The 15,379-nt window shown below is 70.2% G+C and carries 13 protein-coding genes; 12 read left to right on the forward strand and 1 reads right to left on the reverse strand.

All coding sequences use genetic code 11. The features are described from left to right. The first annotated feature begins 82 nt into the window (after positions 1-82). The 5 genes from AC4F3Q_RS11755 to AC4F3Q_RS11775 all read left to right on the forward strand — a co-directional run bounded on the left by AC4F3Q_RS11755 (position 83) and on the right by AC4F3Q_RS11775 (position 4,752). On the forward strand, positions 83-739 hold the full coding sequence (locus tag AC4F3Q_RS11755; protein WP_491040125.1) for a DUF6318 family protein: 657 nt from the start codon (positions 83-85) through the stop codon (positions 737-739). Positions 740-935: 196 nt separating this feature from the next. Then, on the forward strand, positions 936-1,610 hold the full coding sequence (locus tag AC4F3Q_RS11760; protein ID WP_491040126.1) for a hypothetical protein: 675 nt from the start codon (positions 936-938) through the stop codon (positions 1,608-1,610). A 148-nt stretch (positions 1,611-1,758) separates the two neighbouring features. Then, complete coding sequence (hrcA, locus tag AC4F3Q_RS11765) at positions 1,759-2,778, forward strand: heat-inducible transcriptional repressor HrcA (protein WP_168447150.1); 1,020 nt, start codon at positions 1,759-1,761, stop codon at positions 2,776-2,778. A 60-nt stretch (positions 2,779-2,838) separates the two neighbouring features. Then, complete coding sequence (gene dnaJ / locus AC4F3Q_RS11770) at positions 2,839-3,951, forward strand: molecular chaperone DnaJ (RefSeq protein ID WP_168447151.1); 1,113 nt, start codon at positions 2,839-2,841, stop codon at positions 3,949-3,951. Between the two features lie 27 nt (positions 3,952-3,978). Next, positions 3,979-4,752 (forward strand): 16S rRNA (uracil(1498)-N(3))-methyltransferase, encoded by a 774-nt coding sequence (locus AC4F3Q_RS11775; RefSeq protein ID WP_491040127.1) that lies wholly within the window; start codon positions 3,979-3,981, stop codon positions 4,750-4,752. Between the two features lie 29 nt (positions 4,753-4,781). Here AC4F3Q_RS11775 and AC4F3Q_RS11780 read toward each other — a convergent pair whose 3' ends face one another. Next, positions 4,782-5,282: a Gmad2 immunoglobulin-like domain-containing protein gene (locus AC4F3Q_RS11780; protein WP_491040128.1), complete on the reverse strand. Its 501-nt coding sequence runs from the start codon at positions 5,280-5,282 to the stop codon at positions 4,782-4,784. A gap of 145 nt (positions 5,283-5,427) precedes the next feature. On the opposite strand from AC4F3Q_RS11780, the gene AC4F3Q_RS11785 reads away from it, so the two are divergent. From AC4F3Q_RS11785 to leuA, 7 genes are all read left to right on the forward strand, one after another. Next, positions 5,428-6,543: a PhoH family protein gene (locus AC4F3Q_RS11785; protein ID WP_491040129.1), complete on the forward strand. Its 1,116-nt coding sequence runs from the start codon at positions 5,428-5,430 to the stop codon at positions 6,541-6,543. Next, positions 6,540-6,992: an rRNA maturation RNase YbeY gene (gene ybeY, locus AC4F3Q_RS11790; RefSeq protein ID WP_491040130.1), complete on the forward strand. Its 453-nt coding sequence runs from the start codon at positions 6,540-6,542 to the stop codon at positions 6,990-6,992. Before AC4F3Q_RS11785 ends, ybeY begins: the two co-directional genes overlap by 4 nt. Beyond that, positions 6,989-8,332 carry a hemolysin family protein gene (locus tag AC4F3Q_RS11795; RefSeq protein WP_491040131.1) on the forward strand — a complete coding sequence of 448 codons (1,344 nt, stop codon included), beginning with the start codon at positions 6,989-6,991 and terminating at the stop codon, positions 8,330-8,332. The genes ybeY and AC4F3Q_RS11795 overlap by 4 nt, the downstream gene beginning before the upstream one ends. Next, complete coding sequence (gene era / locus AC4F3Q_RS11800; RefSeq protein ID WP_491040132.1) at positions 8,329-9,267, forward strand: GTPase Era; 939 nt, start codon at positions 8,329-8,331, stop codon at positions 9,265-9,267. Before AC4F3Q_RS11795 ends, era begins: the two co-directional genes overlap by 4 nt. Positions 9,268-9,406: 139 nt before the next feature. Further along, positions 9,407-11,326: a DUF7937 domain-containing protein gene (locus tag AC4F3Q_RS11805; RefSeq protein WP_491040133.1), complete on the forward strand. Its 1,920-nt coding sequence runs from the start codon at positions 9,407-9,409 to the stop codon at positions 11,324-11,326. Between the two features lie 113 nt (positions 11,327-11,439). Continuing rightward, the gene (locus tag AC4F3Q_RS11810) at positions 11,440-13,389 is read left to right on the forward strand and encodes a variant leucine-rich repeat-containing protein (protein ID WP_491040134.1); all 1,950 of its coding nucleotides are present in this window, start codon (positions 11,440-11,442) and stop codon (positions 13,387-13,389) included. A 221-nt stretch (positions 13,390-13,610) separates the two neighbouring features. Next, positions 13,611-15,365, forward strand: a complete 1,755-nt coding sequence (leuA, locus tag AC4F3Q_RS11815; RefSeq protein WP_491040135.1) for a 2-isopropylmalate synthase — start codon at positions 13,611-13,613, stop codon at positions 15,363-15,365. Positions 15,366-15,379 lie beyond the last annotated feature (14 nt).

Below are 15,379 nucleotides of genomic sequence, written 5' to 3' on the forward strand. Positions count from 1 at the left end.
TGCGTGATGCTGATCGCGGCGTCAGTCCACAGGTCTGTCGTATCGGTCGCGCCGCGAGCGTGGGTGCCCTAGTTTGTCGGTCATGTCTCAGGGGGTGCGGGGAGTGAAGGTCGGGGTTCCGGCGAGGGCAGCGTGGGTTGCCGCGGTGTTGTTGCTGGTGGGGTGCACGGGGCAGGTCGAGGTTCAGCCGCCTGCCGGTACGGCCACCGCTGGCGGTGTCTCGTCCGCCCCGACGCCAGCGCCTTCGGCGTCTCCGCCCGCGCCGTCAGGGACACCCGTCCCGGGTCCCACGATCGCTCCGCCGCCGCCGAAGCCCGTCGCACCCGACACGCTCGATGACCCCACCCCTGAGGGGGCGCTGTCAGCGATCAGGTACTTCTACGACCTCTACCCGTACGCGTATGCGACGGGCGACATCGAAGGCCTCAAGGATGTCAGCGGCAACGCCTGCGGCTACTGCATGAAGCTGATGGACCGCATTGAGAAGTTCAAAGCTGACGGGGGAGAAGCCGCTGGCTTCGTGGTGGAGTTTGCCGACGCCAAGTACGACGAGGAGACAGCCACGACCTTTCACGTCGACTTTCAAGTTTGGTTCGAGGTCGCTCCGGGAGTAGTCCGCCTGTCGCCCGGTGGCAAGGTCGAGGACGTCGACGGCCAGAAGCTCGACCTCCTGATCTCGGTCGATCTCGAGGAGACGTGGGAACTCGGCAAGGTGTTGGAAGTTGACAGTGCGAGCTAGGGCTATGGCTCGCCTCATATTCCGCGTGCACGCAAGTCTCATGATCCCCGTAGCAGTGTTGGGTGGGTCGATCGAGGATCCGGTGGGAATTCATGGCGGTACTGACGGCGCTGGCGTGAACATCAGAGGCGAGAGGCGTGTGGGAGATGATCACCGCACCACTGGGAAGCGCCCGCCTGTCGCGCGCACGCGAGCGATGGATCCGGGGGAGTGCTCGATCGCTGAGCTGACGGCGAACCCTGGTGTGGCGTTCTGGTGCTCGGCGGCGATCGGTGAGAGTGCTGGGTGCGGGGAGGACGAGCGGTTCCGGGTGCCGTACCTGCGTAGCGTCTGGGACACGTCGACCGGGGCGTGGGGTCCGTGGACTCTCTACCGGGATGCGGGGTGCGAGGGCGACGGGGACCCGGGCGAGGGTGACGTCGGCGCGGAGGTCGAGCGGGAGATCAAGCGGCTGGAGCTGAAGGGCTCCCCGCTGGGGCGAAGCCCGGGCACCGCCGCGACGTACGTACAGACGGACACGATCGTGTGGACGGACGCGGTGCCGCAGGTGTTCGACCTGACGATCCTCGGGCAGGCGGTCGAGCTCGAGATGACGCCGGTCCAGTTCTCGTGGGACTTCGGGGACGGCTCTCGGCCTCTGGTCACGACCAAGACAGGAGGGCCCTACCCCGACAAGTCGGTGAGCCACGTCTACACACGTCTGGAGACGGTGCAGATCACGCTGACGACGACGTGGAGCGGACGCTACCGCCTGGCGGGTTCGCAGGCGTGGCTGCCGGTGAGCGGCATGGCGACGACGACCAGCGTCGACGATCCCCTTGAGCTGCGCGAGTACCGCACGCGTCTCGTCGCCGGCCCGTTGGAGGACTGAACCGACCCTCGGTGCGACTTCGCGCACAGCGTGACGCAGACCGCCGTCCCCACATCGCGCGGCCCGTTAAGATTGGCACTCGAAGGCCGGGAGTGCGAACAGCTGGCTCCCCGGGATCGGTCCGGCGCGACGGAGGAGGCGGCGCAAGATGAGCTCAGAGCGCAGGCTCGACGTGCTGCGTGCGATCGTCGAGGACTATGTGACGACGCGCGAGCCCGTGGGCTCGAAGCTTCTCGCCGAGCGGCACAGCCTCGGCGTGTCTCCGGCGACGATCCGCAACGACATGGCGGCGCTCGAGGAAGAAGGCCTGATCGCGCAGCCTCACACGTCGGCAGGTCGCGTCCCGACCGACCGCGGCTACCGGCTCTTCGTCGACCAGCTTGCGGAGGTCAAGCCCCTCTCGCGGCCCGAGCGCCGCGCGATCTCCGTGTTCCTCGACCAAGCCGTCGACCTCGACGACGTGATCTTCCGGGCCTCGCGACTCCTCGCGCACCTCACGCAGCAGGTCGCAGTCGTGCAGTACCCGTCTCTCCGGCGGTCGGGGCTGCGCCACCTCGAGCTCGTCCCGGTCCCGGGCAGCCGCCTGCTGGTCGTCATCATCACGGACACGGGCCGCGTCGAGCAGCGCACCCTGTCCCTGAGCGAGGACGTCGACGAGGCGCTGATCGCGATCGTCCGCGGCCGCCTCAATGCGGCCGTCCTCGGACGGCGGCTCCCGGAGATCCGGGAGGCGTTGCCCGGCCTGCTCGAGCAGTTCGACGAGACGCAGCGCCCGCTCGTCCAGGAGATCTTCGACCTCCTTGCCGACACCCTCGCGGAGGAGACGGAGGAGCGCATCGTCCTCTCCGGAGCATCTAACCTTGCGCGCAGCGACGCCGGGCTCGAGAGCTCGCTGCGGCCCGTCCTCGAGGCGCTCGAGGAGGAGGTCGTCCTGCTCGGCCTGCTCACCGAGATGTCCGAGGACTCGCGCGGCGTGGCCGTGCGCATCGGTCATGAGACGCAGCATGCCGGGCTCTCCGTCACCTCCGTCGTCAGCACCGGTTACGGTACTGAGGGTGACTCGGTCGCGCTCCTCGGCTCGATCGGTCCGACCCGGATGGACTACCCGGGGACGATCGCCTCCGTGCGCGCTGTCGCCCGGTATCTCACGCGCATCCTCGCCACCTGACCGGACGCGCCCGCGCTGCGGGAACGCGCCACCCTCGACCCACCACCAGGAAGCAGCTTCGTGACGGACTACTACGAGATCCTCGGCGTCCCGCGTGACGCGACCCAGGACCAGATCAAGAAGGCCTACCGCAAGCTCGCGCGCGAGCTCCACCCGGACGTCGCCGGGGCGGACGCCGAGGACCGGTTCAAGGACGTGACTCGCGCGTACGAGGTTCTGGGCAGCCCGGACAAGCGCCAGTCGTACGACATGGGTACCGACCCGTCCTCGCCCGGCGGCGGCCAGGGTGGCGCGTTCGGCTTTCAGGACATCTTCGAGACGTTCTTCGGGGGCGGCCAGGCGCAGCGTGGGCCGGTGCCGCGCTCGCGCCGCGGCCAGGACGCTCTCGTCCGCCTCGACATCGACCTCGCAGAGGCGACGTTCGGCACGCGCCGCGAGCTGCCCGTCGACACGGCTGTCGTCTGCAGCACGTGCGGCGGCTCGTGCTGCCGACCGGGGACGTCCGTCCGCACCTGTGAGGTGTGCGGCGGCCGAGGCTCGGTCCAGCGGGTCGCGCGTTCCTTCCTCGGCCAGGTCATGACGACCGCGCCGTGCTCAGCCTGCCAGGGCCACGGCACGACCGTCCCCGAGCCGTGCCCGGACTGCGCGGGCGAAGGCCGCGTGCGCAGCCGCCGCACGCTCGTCGTCGAGGTCCCCGCCGGAGTAGACACGGGTACCCGGATCAAGATGACCGGCCAGGGCGAGGCGGGCCCCGCCGGTGGCCCTGCCGGCGACATCTACGTCGAGATCCGCGAGAAGAAGCACGAGCGCTTCATCCGCCGCGGCGACGACCTGCACTGCACGCTCGAGATCCCGATGACGGCAGCCGCGCTCGGCACGACGATCGAGCTCGAGACCCTCGACGGGCTCCAGGAGGTCGTGTGCCCGCCCGGCACGCAGCCCGGTGACACCGTCACCTTGCGCAACCTCGGCGTCGGTCACCTGCACGTCGGCGGTCGCGGCGACCTCGAAGTCCACGTCGACGTCGTCGTCCCCACCTCGCTCGACGAGGAGCAGGCCGAGCTCCTGCGCCGTCTCGCCGCGCTGCGCGGAGAGGAGAAGCCCGAGGCAAAGGTGTCCGCAGCGCACCCGGGTGTCTTCGCCCGCCTGCGTGAGAAGATCGCAGGCCGCTGACCGCACTCGACGTGAGAGGGTGCGCAGATGAGCGCTCCGGTATTCCTGGCTGAGTCCGCCCGCCTCGAGCAGTACCCCGCCGGGTCGGTGTACGTGCTCGACGGACCGGAGGGACGGCACGCGGGTGTCGTCCAACGGCGCCGTGCCGGCGAGCAGATCGACGTGGTCGACGGCGAGGGCCTCCGCCTGCGCTGCACGATCCGCGATGTCCACGACTCTCAGGTGACCCTCGAGGTCGACGAGGTGTGCCGCGACCGCGACCCGGCCCCGCACCTCGTGCTCGTCCAGGCCCTCGCCAAGGGGGACCGCGACGAGCTCGCGATCGAGGCTGCGACCGAGGTCGGCGTCGACAGCGTGATCCCGTGGCAGGCGTCACGGTCGATCGTCGTGTGGCGCGGCGACCGTGCCGCGCGCTCGCGAGCCCGCTGGGTCGCGACCGTCCGCACCGCCACGAAGCAGGCGCGCCGCGCGCGGGTCCCTGAGGTGGAGGAGGCGCTGACGACGTCGCGCCTCGCCGTGCGCACCGCCGAGGTCGTGTCGGGTGGGGGCGCTGTTCTCGTCCTGCACGAGGAGGCGACGACGCCGATCTCCGCCGCGAACGTCCCGGAACCGGGAGTCGAGGCTCAGGTGCTCGTCGTCGTCGGGCCAGAAGGCGGGATCGCCGCCGAGGAGCTTGCAGAGCTCACCGAGGCGGGCGCACAGCCCGTCCTGCTGGGTCCGCACGTCCTGCGCACCTCGACCGCAGGGCCCGTGGCGCTCGCGCTCCTCGCGGACCGGCTGGGGTTCTGGGGCGGTCGCTGAGCGACCGCTGGAGCCAGCGGCTCAGCGCGTCACTTGACCGTGATCGTCGCCGAGACGAGGTTGAGCGGCTGACCGTCCATCGCCGACGACTCGAAGACGGCGACCGTCCAGGTGCCGGGCTCGAGATCGACGGTGGTCTCGAAGGGCCCGACCTCGCCGTTCGCGCCCGTCATGGTGCTGCCTTCCTGTGAAGGCTCCTCGAGCGAACCGCCCTCCGCATAGACGACCCAGCTGAGGTTGCCCTCGAACGCGGTCGCCTCGCCCGTGATGGTGACGGTCGGTCCGGTGACGACGGCACCGTCGACCGGGGAGGTGAGGACCGTCGTCCCGTTCGTCGCGGACTTCCCGGGGGTCGGCTCGCCCTCGGGCGACGTCGTCGTGGGAGCGGGTGCCGTCGTCGGAGCCGGGGTCGTCGTGGCTGCCGTCGACGTCGGGTCCGTCGCGGCAGGCGTCGACTCGTCTGCGCACGCGGCGAGAGACCCGACGAGCAGCGCGACGACGAGCGCGGAGCGGACGGTCGAGCGGGACATGGTGCCTCCAGAGCGTGTGCGGACATGGCCGTGCACCCACTCTGCCAGGAGGTCGTCCCTGCGGGGCGGTCGACACGGCACGGCGTCGGTAGACTGCTCGTGACCAGGACGCACCAGCGCGGAGGACGACGGCTCAGGCCGGCCCATGCCAGAGACCACAGCAACAGCAGGACCGGGACGCCCCGACGACGACGCAGCTCCCGCTCACCCCCGGACGCGTGCCGGTGCACGCCTCGAGCACCGGATCGTCGTCCCGCCGCAGGTCGACATGGTCGCTCTCCTCGGCCCGCAGGACGGCGTGCTCAGAGCGATCGAGGAGGGCTTCGAGCGTGTCGACGTGCACGCGCGTGGCAACCAGATCACGGTGAGCGGCCCGGCCGGTGACGTCGCGCTCGCCGTCCGTCTCGTCGACGAGCTCCTCGAGCTCGCGGAGGCCGGCACGCCGCTCAGCCCCGACGTGGTGACGCGATCGGTCGCGATGCTCGCCTCGCAGGGTGCGCCGCGTCCCGCCGAGGTGCTCAGCCACGACATCGTGTCGAACCGCGGCCGGACGATCCGCCCCAAGACGCTCGGGCAGAAGCGCTACGTCGACGCGATCGCGTCGTCGACCATCACGTTCGGCATCGGACCGGCCGGGACCGGCAAGACGTACCTCGCCATGGCGACCGCCGTCCAGGCGCTCCAGGCGAAGAAGGTCAGCCGCCTCGTTCTGACGCGGCCCGCGGTCGAGGCGGGGGAGCGGCTAGGGTTCCTGCCCGGCACGCTCACCGACAAGATCGACCCCTACCTGCGTCCGCTGTACGACGCGCTGCACGACATGATCGACCCGGAGTCGATCCCGCGACTCATGGAGTCCGGCACGATCGAGGTCGCACCGCTCGCGTACATGCGTGGGCGCACCCTGAACGACGCGTTCATCATCCTCGACGAGGCGCAGAACACGACGCCCGACCAGATGAAGATGTTCCTCACCCGCCTCGGCTTCGGCTCGACGATGGTCGTCACGGGCGACGTCACGCAGGTGGACCTCCCGGGCGGCGTCCGCTCCGGGCTGCGGGTCGTCGAGGACGTCCTGAGCGGTGTCGACGACGTCGAGTTCTGCCACCTCACGAGCGAGGACGTCGTCCGCCACCGACTCGTCGGCGAGATCATCGAGGCGTATGCCCGGTGGGACGTCGAGAAGCAGGCCGCGCAGCCCACCATTCGGCCGTCCGGCCGACCAGAACGCACCCGCCCGGAGAGCCAGGAGAGGCACGCATGACGATCGAGGTCAACAACGAGTCGGGCTTCGAGGTCGACGAGGCGGAGTTCGCCGCGCTCGCCCGCTACGTCCTCGACGCGATGCACCTGCACCCGCAGACGGAGCTGTCGATCCTCATGGTCGGCACAGACGTCATGACCGAGCTGCACGTGCAGTGGATGGACGAGCCTGGGCCGACCGACGTCCTGTCGTTCCCGATGGACGAGCTGCGGCCCGGCCGTGAGGGCGACGTGACCCCTGCAGGTCTGCTCGGCGACGTCGTGCTGTGCCCCGAGGTTGCCGCGCAGCAGGCGAAGGTGGCCGGCCACTCGACGATCGAGGAGATGCTGCTGCTGACGACGCACGGGATCTTGCACCTCCTCGGGTACGACCACGCGGAGCCGGAGGAGGAGAAGGAGATGTTCGCCCTCCAGCGCAAGCTGCTGCTGACGTTCCTCGCGAGTCGATGAGCGAGGTCCCGGTCCCCGCGCTGCTCGTCGGCGCGACGCTCGGGATCGTGCTGGCCGCACTCCTGAGCTCGGGCGAGGTCGCGGTCCAGCGCGTCACCCGGTCGTCGATGGCCGAGGTCGCGGAGAACGGCACGAAGGCGGGCCGCAGGGCTGCTGCCCTCGTCGTCGATCCGCGTCGGACGGCGTCCGCTGCGGCGTTCTGGCGCATCGTCGCCGAGATGATGGCGACGGCGTGCATCACCCTGAGCCTCGAGCATGCGCTCGACGTCTGGTGGCACGTGCTCGGCCTTGCTGTCGTCATCTCGTCGCTCGTCGCGCTCGTCCTCGTGCGGCTGAGCCCGCGCTCCTTCGGCCGACGGCACCCTGCGAGCGTGCTCGTCGCGCTCGGACCTCTGCTGCTGGCTGCCCTGCGACTGGCCGGCTGGACGGCCGGGACGTCGCTCTCGTCGTCGGAGGACGTCGGCGAGCACGAGCTCCAGGAGATGGTCGACCGCGTCAACGAGTCCGAGGTGATCGAGGAGGAGGAGCGCGAGCTGATCCGCTCCGTCTTCGGTCTCGGCAGCACGCTCACGCGCGAGGTCATGGTGCCGCGCACCGACATGGTCACGACCCCGACGACGACGCTGCTGCCCAGCGTCCTGCGCCTCTTCCAGCGTTCGGGCTTCTCCCGTGTCCCCGTCGTCGGAGACTCCGAGGACGACGTCCGCGGCGTCGTCTACTTCAAGGACGTCGTCGACCGTCTGCACGGAGACCCCGTCTCGGGTGTGGTGGACGCGGCTGAGGCGACGACGACCGTCGAGGACGTCATGCGTCCTGCGCACTTCGTGCCCGAGTCGAAGCCTGTCGACGACCTGCTGCGCGATCTGCAGGAGTCGCGCTCGCACATGGCGCTCGTTGTCGACGAGTACGGCGGCACCGCAGGCCTCGTGACGATGGAGGACGCGATCGAGGAGATCGTCGGCGAGGTGACCGACGAGCACGACCCGGATGCGGCGGAGATCGTCGAGACCGGCCCGGGGGAGTACCGCGTGCCCGCCCGCACGAACCTCTGGGAGCTGGGCGAGCTTCTCGGCCTCGAGCTCGAGGACGACGACGTCGACACGGTCGCAGGGCTCCTCGCCAAGGCCTTGGGCCGGGTTCCGCTCCTCGGCTCGCACGCGGAGGTCTCGGGCGTGCACCTCGTCGCGGAACGTGTCGAGGGCAGACGCAAGCGCGTCTCGACCATCCTTGCCCACCGGGTGGCGCCGCCCGAGAACGACCACAGCGACAGCGACCAGCGCGAGCAGCGCGCGTCGCGGCACGACCGTGCCGACCGCAACGACCGCAGGAGTGACTCATGAGCCGCAAGCCCTCGAACGACGCCGGGGAGTTCCGCTCCGGCTTCGCCTGCCTCGTGGGGCGCCCGAACGCGGGCAAGTCCACCCTGACGAACGCGCTCGTCGGCGAGAAGGTCGCGATCACGTCGGGTCGTCCGCAGACGACGCGGCACACGATCCGTGGCATCGTGCACCGCGACGACGCCCAGCTCGTGCTCGTCGACACTCCTGGGCTGCACCGTCCGCGCACGTTGCTCGGCGAGCGGCTCAACACGCTCGTGCGGGACACGTTGACCGAGGTCGACGTGATCGTCTTCTGCCTGCCGGCGGACCAGAAGGTGGGCCCGGGCGACAGGTTCATCGCGAGCGAGCTCGCGGCCCTGATGCGCGGCCGGCGGCCCACGCCGGTCGTCGCCGCGGTCACGAAGGCGGACAAGGTGTCCCGGCAGGAGCTCGCGGACCAGCTCCTGTCGGTCGCGGCGCTCGGTGACTGGGCGGACATCGTCCCTGTCTCTGCCGTCGGTGGTTACCAGGTCGACGAGCTCGCGGACGTCCTGGTGTCGCGGCTGCCCGTCGGGCCGATGCTCTACCCGGACGGCGAGCTGACCGACGAGCCCGAGGCCGTCATGGTCGCCGAGCTCGTGCGCGAGGCGGCGCTCGAAGGGGTGCGCGACGAGCTCCCGCACTCGCTCGCTGTCGTGGTCGACGAGATCATTCCGAGGGAGGGCGGCCGCAAGGACGATCCGCTCGTCGACGTGCGCGTCAACCTGTTCGTCGAGCGGGACTCACAGAAGGCGATCATCATCGGCAAGGGTGGCGCGCGCCTGCGTGACGTCGGCACCCGGGCACGCCAGGGGATCGAGCGGCTGCTGGGCAGCAGGGTCTACCTCGATCTGCACGTCAAGGTCGCGAAGGACTGGCAGCGCGACCCGAAGCAGCTCGGCCGTCTCGGCTTCTGACCACAACGGCGCGACGGCGTCCACGGTTCACCCGCCGGGCGTCTCACCGCGCGAGGGCGGCTGATCCTCGCTAGATTCGGGGCGGCCAGTCGTCGTCGTACGCAGGCGGCGGGCTCCAGGTTCGAGAGAAAGAAGCCTCATGAGCGAGCAGCACGACACTCCGACACCGGACCAGCACGGCTATCCGCCGCCCGCGGCAGCCACGGACGTGATCGACCTGACGGAGGCCCAGGCCCCGGCGAAGCCGTTCGCGGGCGTCCCCGACTCCGACTATGTGCGTGACATCGTGAGCGCCCTGCTGCTCCTCGTGTCGCTCCAGCTCGTCTGGAACGGTGCGGGCGAGAGCGCGGCGGGCGTCGCGTGGGTGCTCGCACCGACGCTTCTGTCGGTCGTGTCGCTCGCGCTGCCGTACCTCGCGCGCTTCGGGGCGCTGCCGGCGTCGTGGACGGTGCACACGACGCGTCGCGCGCGCGTCCTGCTCAACCTTCCGTACATCCTTGCGGTCGTGGCGCAGGTCGTTCTCGACGCCGCTGTGCGGTCGCGCCTCGAAGGGGTCGGCGCAGCTGCCGCCCTCGGGCTCGCGGGTGCGCTCCTCGCAGCGACCCCGCGAGCGAGCGAGCTCGGCCCCGTCGAGCAGGACCGCGCCGCGACGTCGACGTGGTCGCGCGTCGCCGCGCTCGTCGCCGCCGTCTCGGGGATCGGCCTGCTCGCATGGATCGTCCTGTACGTCGTCGAGATCTCGTCGCGCACGTCGTCGGGCAACCGTACGAGCGTCGTCATCGCCCTGGTGGCGACGACGCTGGTCGCCCTGGCGCTGCTCGCTCCTGTCCTTGCCGCCGCCCTCGGTCGGACGATCGCCTGGTCGCGCGCGCTCGTCGCTCTCGCCGTCGCGCACGTGCTGGTCCTGTTCGTGACGGACGGCGACCAGGTCCGGTCGCTCGTCGAGACCCTCCACCCGCTGCGGGACGTCCTCTTCTTGCCGAACGGGTTCGGGCTGTTCCTCCTTCCCGCGGTCGCCGTCCTGGCGGCCAGCCCCGCAGTGCGTCGCAGGGCGACGCAGAACGTCGCGGTCGCCTGGTTCGAGTCCGTCCGCGTGACGCTCCTGCTGCAGGCGCTCCTCGCGGTCGTCCTCGCGGTGGCGAGCGTGCTGCAGATCTGGATCACCGGGAGCCGTGTCGCCGATCTCGTCCCGGCGGCGGTCGTCCTCCTGCTGATCGCCGGCCTCGCCCTCGGTGCGCTGTCGACCGTGGGGCGCAAGAGCCCCGCGGACTCGCGAGGCACGGTCCTCGTGCTGATGGGTGCCTCGCTCGTCACCGGGTGCGTGCTGCTCGGCATGACCGGCGGTCCGCTGCGCGTCTTCCTGCCGTTCCTGGTCATCAGGCTCGCCATCGCGCTCGTCCTGCCGGCCGCGGTGATCCTCGCACTGACGGTCCCGGACCCGGTCCGTGAGTACCTCGCGGCGAACCCGCGGACGCCCCGGCCGGGGGACGGCTCGGCCGCGTACCGCTGGACGCCGCGCCCCGAGCGACCGCAGGCGGCTCGCCCGGCTCCTGCCCAGGCGTCGTACCCGTCCGCCGTGAGCGGGCACGAGGTCGGCTACCCGCCAGCGCCTCAGGGCGCACCCGCCCCCGCGCAGCCGTCCCCGACCGCCCCGGCCCTCGCGCCCGACTCGAGCGGCTACGGCATGGTGCCCGTCGAGTCGCCGGCGCCTGCGGTGCCCGCCGAGGTGCCCTCGGCACAGGAGACGACGACAGTCCTCCCCGCCGCGACGTCGACGGACATCGGCGCTCCTGAGGCGCACGAGATCGTCTCTCCGACCGAGAAGGTCGCGCTGAGCGACCCGATCGACCAGGCCGGTCGGGAGGAGGGCGGGTTCACGTGGGCCCAGGCGGCCGACCCGTCGACTCCTGCAGCGACGCTCGCCCAGATCGTCCAGGACGCCCCGACCCTGAGGGCTGCGGTCGCGTCGAACCCGACCACCTACCCGGCACTCCTCGAGTGGCTCGGGCAGCTGGGCGACCCTGAGGTCGACGCGGCTCTCGCCGCTCGGGTGAACTGACTCAGAAACCTCCCACAGGGGGCGCCTTCCGGGCGCCCCCTGTGGGAGCATGGGCACGGCTGACGAGACGGTGAGCCGGACGAGCGTGTCCGCATGACAGGGGAGAACACAGCATGACCGACCAGATCCAGCAGCAGGCCGCGGACCCGCGGACTCCGGGCGAGACGCTTGCCCGCATCGCCTACGAGCGTCCGGACCTTCGCGCGACGATCGCCGCGAACCCGTCGGCCTACCCGGAGCTGCTCACGTGGCTCGGTGCGTTCGGCGACCCCCAGGTCGACGCTGCGATCGCCGCGCGCACGTCGGCCCCCGCGGCCGCTGCGGCCGGAGCACCGGCCGCGGGCACCCCGGGCTGGGCCCCGCAGCAGCAGCCTGGCGCCGAGCAGGCCTGGAGCGCTCAGGCACAACCTGCCGTGCAGGGATGGTCGGCACCTCAGCCTCAGCCGGGAGCGGCGGCGTGGCAGGGCCAGGCTGCCGGCTACACCGGCGCGGGCGGGCCAGGCGTCGTCAGCTATGACTCGGGTGCGCCCGAGCGACGGTCACGCCGTGGTCTCGTCGTCGGCGGCGCCGTCGCTGCCGGTGTCCTCGTGCTCGGCGGCGGCGCCTGGGCGGCCAAGACGCTGATCTTCGACAAGATCGGTGGCTCGGACTCGCCGGAGGCAGCCGTCACCAAGCTGGTCGAGAGCGCGACCGACAAGGACATCCTCGCGATGTACGGCTCGTTGTCACCTGCCGAGGTCAGCCACATCAAGGCGCAGTACGACTCGTTCGTCGAGAACGCCGAGGGCAACGACGAGTACCAGTCGGCGCTGGACAGCTACCAGGCGGTCCTCGACGCGGTCACGCTCGACGTGACCGGGCTCGAGGTGCGCTCCGAGTCGATCGCGGAGGGTGTCGCCAAGGTCTACCTCGACGCCGGCTCATTCTCGCTCGACGGCGACACGGACAAGATCGCGACCGAGGTCGCGGATCTCGTCTACGAGGTCTCGTCGAGTGCGCTCGGCAGCAGCATGTCGGGCTCCTTCCCGCTCGAGCTCCCCGACAAGGAGGAGACGAAGGCGGACATCAAGGCGGACCTCGACGAGTCGATGCCCGCGAAGGGTGACATCGCCGACCTCGACGGCCAGAAGGCGTACGTCGTCGCGGTCGAGGAGGAGGGCTCCTGGTACGTCAGCCCGTACCTCACTCTCGCCGAGTACGCGCTCGAGAGCGCAGGCGGGACGCGTGGCACCCTCCCGGCGGCCTCGGCCGTCAAGGGCTTCGACTCGCCCACGGCTGCGGCCTCGGGACTCGTGGACGCGACGCTCACCTACGTGAAGAGCGGCGACCCGCAGGACCTCGCGGTCGCTCTCCCGCTCGCAGAGCGCCGCCTCGCCGCCCTGTACCTCCCGAAGCACGACGGCACCGACCTCGCGGGTCTCACGATCGAGAACGGCTTCGCGGAGCGGTCCAAGGACGGCGCTGTCGCCAAGGTCGTGTTCGACGGGTTCAAGATCTCCTACAGCGACCAGGGCCAGACCGCGAACGTCACCCTTGACCCGACCTGCGTGACGCTCGACGTGTCTGGGATGGGCTCGGGCGAGATCTGCGTCGACAAGGCGCCGCTCATCAAGGAGATGGGCATGCAGGACGCCAGCCTGGTCGCACTGTCCGAGGGGGGCTCGTGGTTCCTGAGCCCCATCTCGTCGCTCGTCGACTCGTCGACGGCGATGGGCAACGCGATGATGAAGCTCCAGAAGGAGGGCAAGCTCGACGACCAGGCATGGATCGAGGAGCAGACCACCGCTCTCATGGCCTACATCCAGGAGCAGCCCGGCTTCGCGATGCTCGGCTCGCTCGGCGGTCTGCCGGGGACGAGCTACGGCTACGAGGACGGTACCGGCCTCGAGGGCTTGACCGACGGCTCTGGGCTGAGCGACCTCCCGCAGGGCGACGACGTCCTGGGTGACAGCGCAGACGGCACGAGCGAGGCCCCCCTCACTGACGAGGAGATCGCCGACCTGTTCGGCGAGAACCTCAGCGAGGAAGAGATCGCTGACGCCTTCGGCGGCGAAGGCCAGTAGGGCGCGTCTCGACGATCGACAGCTCTTCGTCTCGTGAACGAGACGAAGCAGGCGCTGCGCAGAGGGGTACAGTGACACACATGTGCTCGGCTGCGCAGCGCCTGCTGCTCCTTCCCTGCCGCGACGAGGCCTGAAACGGTCGGAACCTCGTCGCGGTGGTCGTGGTGCCGACCGGACGTCTCAGACGCATCGAGCAGCACCAGTACGAAGGACACTCAGAGATGACGAAGCAGATCTTCCCCGGAGGCCCGCAGAACCCCTCCGGGATGCCGACCCAGAAGTACGTCCCATTCCAGCAGCAGATCGCGGTGCACGTCCCTGACCGCACCTGGCCGGACCGCGCGATCACCCAGGCACCCCGCTGGTGCGCCGTCGACCTCCGCGACGGCAACCAGGCGCTCATCGAGCCGATGAACCCCGAGCGCAAGCTCAAGATGTTCCAGCTGCTCGTCGACATGGGCTACAAGGAGATCGAGGTCGGGTTCCCGTCTGCGTCCCAGACGGACTACGACTTCGTGCGGATGCTCATCGAGGAAGACCTGATCCCGGACGACGTCGTCATCCAGGTCCTCACGCAAGCGCGTGAGCACCTCATCGCCCGCACCTACGAGGCGATCGCGGGCGCCAAGCAGGCGATCGTGCACCTGTACAACTCGACGTCGATCCTCCAGCGGGAGGTCGTGTTCCGCCTCGACGAGGAAGGGATCATCGACGTCGCGGTCGACGGCGCCAAGCTCTGCAAGAAGTACGAGGACACGGTCCCCGGTACGACCGTCTTCTACGAGTACTCGCCCGAGTCCTACACCGGGACCAAGCTCGAGTTCGCCGCGCGCATCTGCAACGCCGTCATCGAGGTCTTCGAACCGACGCCCGAGCGCAAGGTCATCATCAACCTCCCGGCGACCGTCGAGATGGCCACGCCCAACGTGTATGCCGACTCGATCGAGTGGATGAACCGCAACCTCGCGCAGCGGGAGAACGTCATCCTCTCGCTGCACCCGCACAACGACCGCGGCACCGCCGTCGCCGCCGCCGAGCTCGGCTACCAGGCCGGTGCCGATCGCATCGAGGGCTGCCTCTTCGGCAACGGCGAGCGCACCGGGAACGTCGACCTGGTCACCCTCGGCATGAACCTGTTCTCGCAGGGCATCGACCCCGAGGTCGACTTCTCCGACATCGACGAGATCCGCCGTACTGTCGAGTACTGCAACCAGATCGACGTCCACGAGCGCCACCCGTATGCGGGCGACCTCGTGTTCACCGCGTTCTCGGGCTCGCACCAGGACGCGATCAAGAAGGGCCTCGAGGCGCTCGAGCAGCGCGCCGCAGCCGAAGGGCGGACGATCGACGACCTCGTCTGGGCCGTGCCCTACCTGCCGATCGACCCCAAGGATGTCGGCCGCTCCTACGAGGCGGTCATCCGCGTCAACTCGCAGTCCGGCAAGGGAGGCATCGCCTACCTGCTCAAGTCGGAGCGCCACCTCGACCTGCCGCGTCGTCTGCAGATCGAGTTCTCGCGCGTCGTCCAGGGTGTGACCGACGGCGAGGGCCGTGAGGTCAGCGGCGACGACATCTGGCAGATCTTCGCCGACGAGTACCTCCCGGCCGAGCCCGGCGGCCCGCTCGAGCCGTGGGGACGCTTCTCGCTGCGCGGTACGCGCGCCGCGAGCGTCGAGGGTGGGACCGACACGATCGAGGCCGACCTCGTCGACCGTGGCCGCGCGGTCACGCTCGAGGGCGCGGGCAACGGCCCCATCGCCGCCTTCGTCGACGCGCTCAGCAAGGTGGACGTCAACGTCAAGGTCCTCGACTATGCGGAGCACGCGCTGTCCGAGGGCGGCGACGCGACCGCCGCGGCCTATGTCGAGTGCGAGGTCGACGGCGAGGTCCTCTGGGGTGTCGGAATCGACCCGTCGATCACGACGGCGTCGCTCAAGGCGATCATCTCCGCGATCAACCGCAAGGGTCGCGCCTGACGCAGCCTGTCGAT

This window comes from Flavimobilis sp. BM9, assembly GCF_058313055.1.

Coding starts and splice junctions, on each gene's coding strand:
- AC4F3Q_RS11755 (WP_491040125.1), top strand. CDS start 83: ATGTCTCAGGGGGTGCGGGGAGTGAAGGTCGGGGTTCCGGCGAGGGCA.
- AC4F3Q_RS11780 (WP_491040128.1), bottom strand. CDS start 5,282: ATGTCCCGCTCGACCGTCCGCTCCGCGCTCGTCGTCGCGCTGCTCGTC.
- hrcA (WP_168447150.1), top strand. CDS start 1,759: ATGAGCTCAGAGCGCAGGCTCGACGTGCTGCGTGCGATCGTCGAGGAC.
- AC4F3Q_RS11760 (WP_491040126.1), top strand. CDS start 936: ATGGATCCGGGGGAGTGCTCGATCGCTGAGCTGACGGCGAACCCTGGT.
- AC4F3Q_RS11785 (WP_491040129.1), top strand. CDS start 5,428: ATGCCAGAGACCACAGCAACAGCAGGACCGGGACGCCCCGACGACGAC.
- ybeY (WP_491040130.1), top strand. CDS start 6,540: ATGACGATCGAGGTCAACAACGAGTCGGGCTTCGAGGTCGACGAGGCG.
- AC4F3Q_RS11795 (WP_491040131.1), top strand. CDS start 6,989: ATGAGCGAGGTCCCGGTCCCCGCGCTGCTCGTCGGCGCGACGCTCGGG.
- AC4F3Q_RS11810 (WP_491040134.1), top strand. CDS start 11,440: ATGACCGACCAGATCCAGCAGCAGGCCGCGGACCCGCGGACTCCGGGC.
- leuA (WP_491040135.1), top strand. CDS start 13,611: ATGACGAAGCAGATCTTCCCCGGAGGCCCGCAGAACCCCTCCGGGATG.
- AC4F3Q_RS11775 (WP_491040127.1), top strand. CDS start 3,979: ATGAGCGCTCCGGTATTCCTGGCTGAGTCCGCCCGCCTCGAGCAGTAC.
- AC4F3Q_RS11805 (WP_491040133.1), top strand. CDS start 9,407: ATGAGCGAGCAGCACGACACTCCGACACCGGACCAGCACGGCTATCCG.
- era (WP_491040132.1), top strand. CDS start 8,329: ATGAGCCGCAAGCCCTCGAACGACGCCGGGGAGTTCCGCTCCGGCTTC.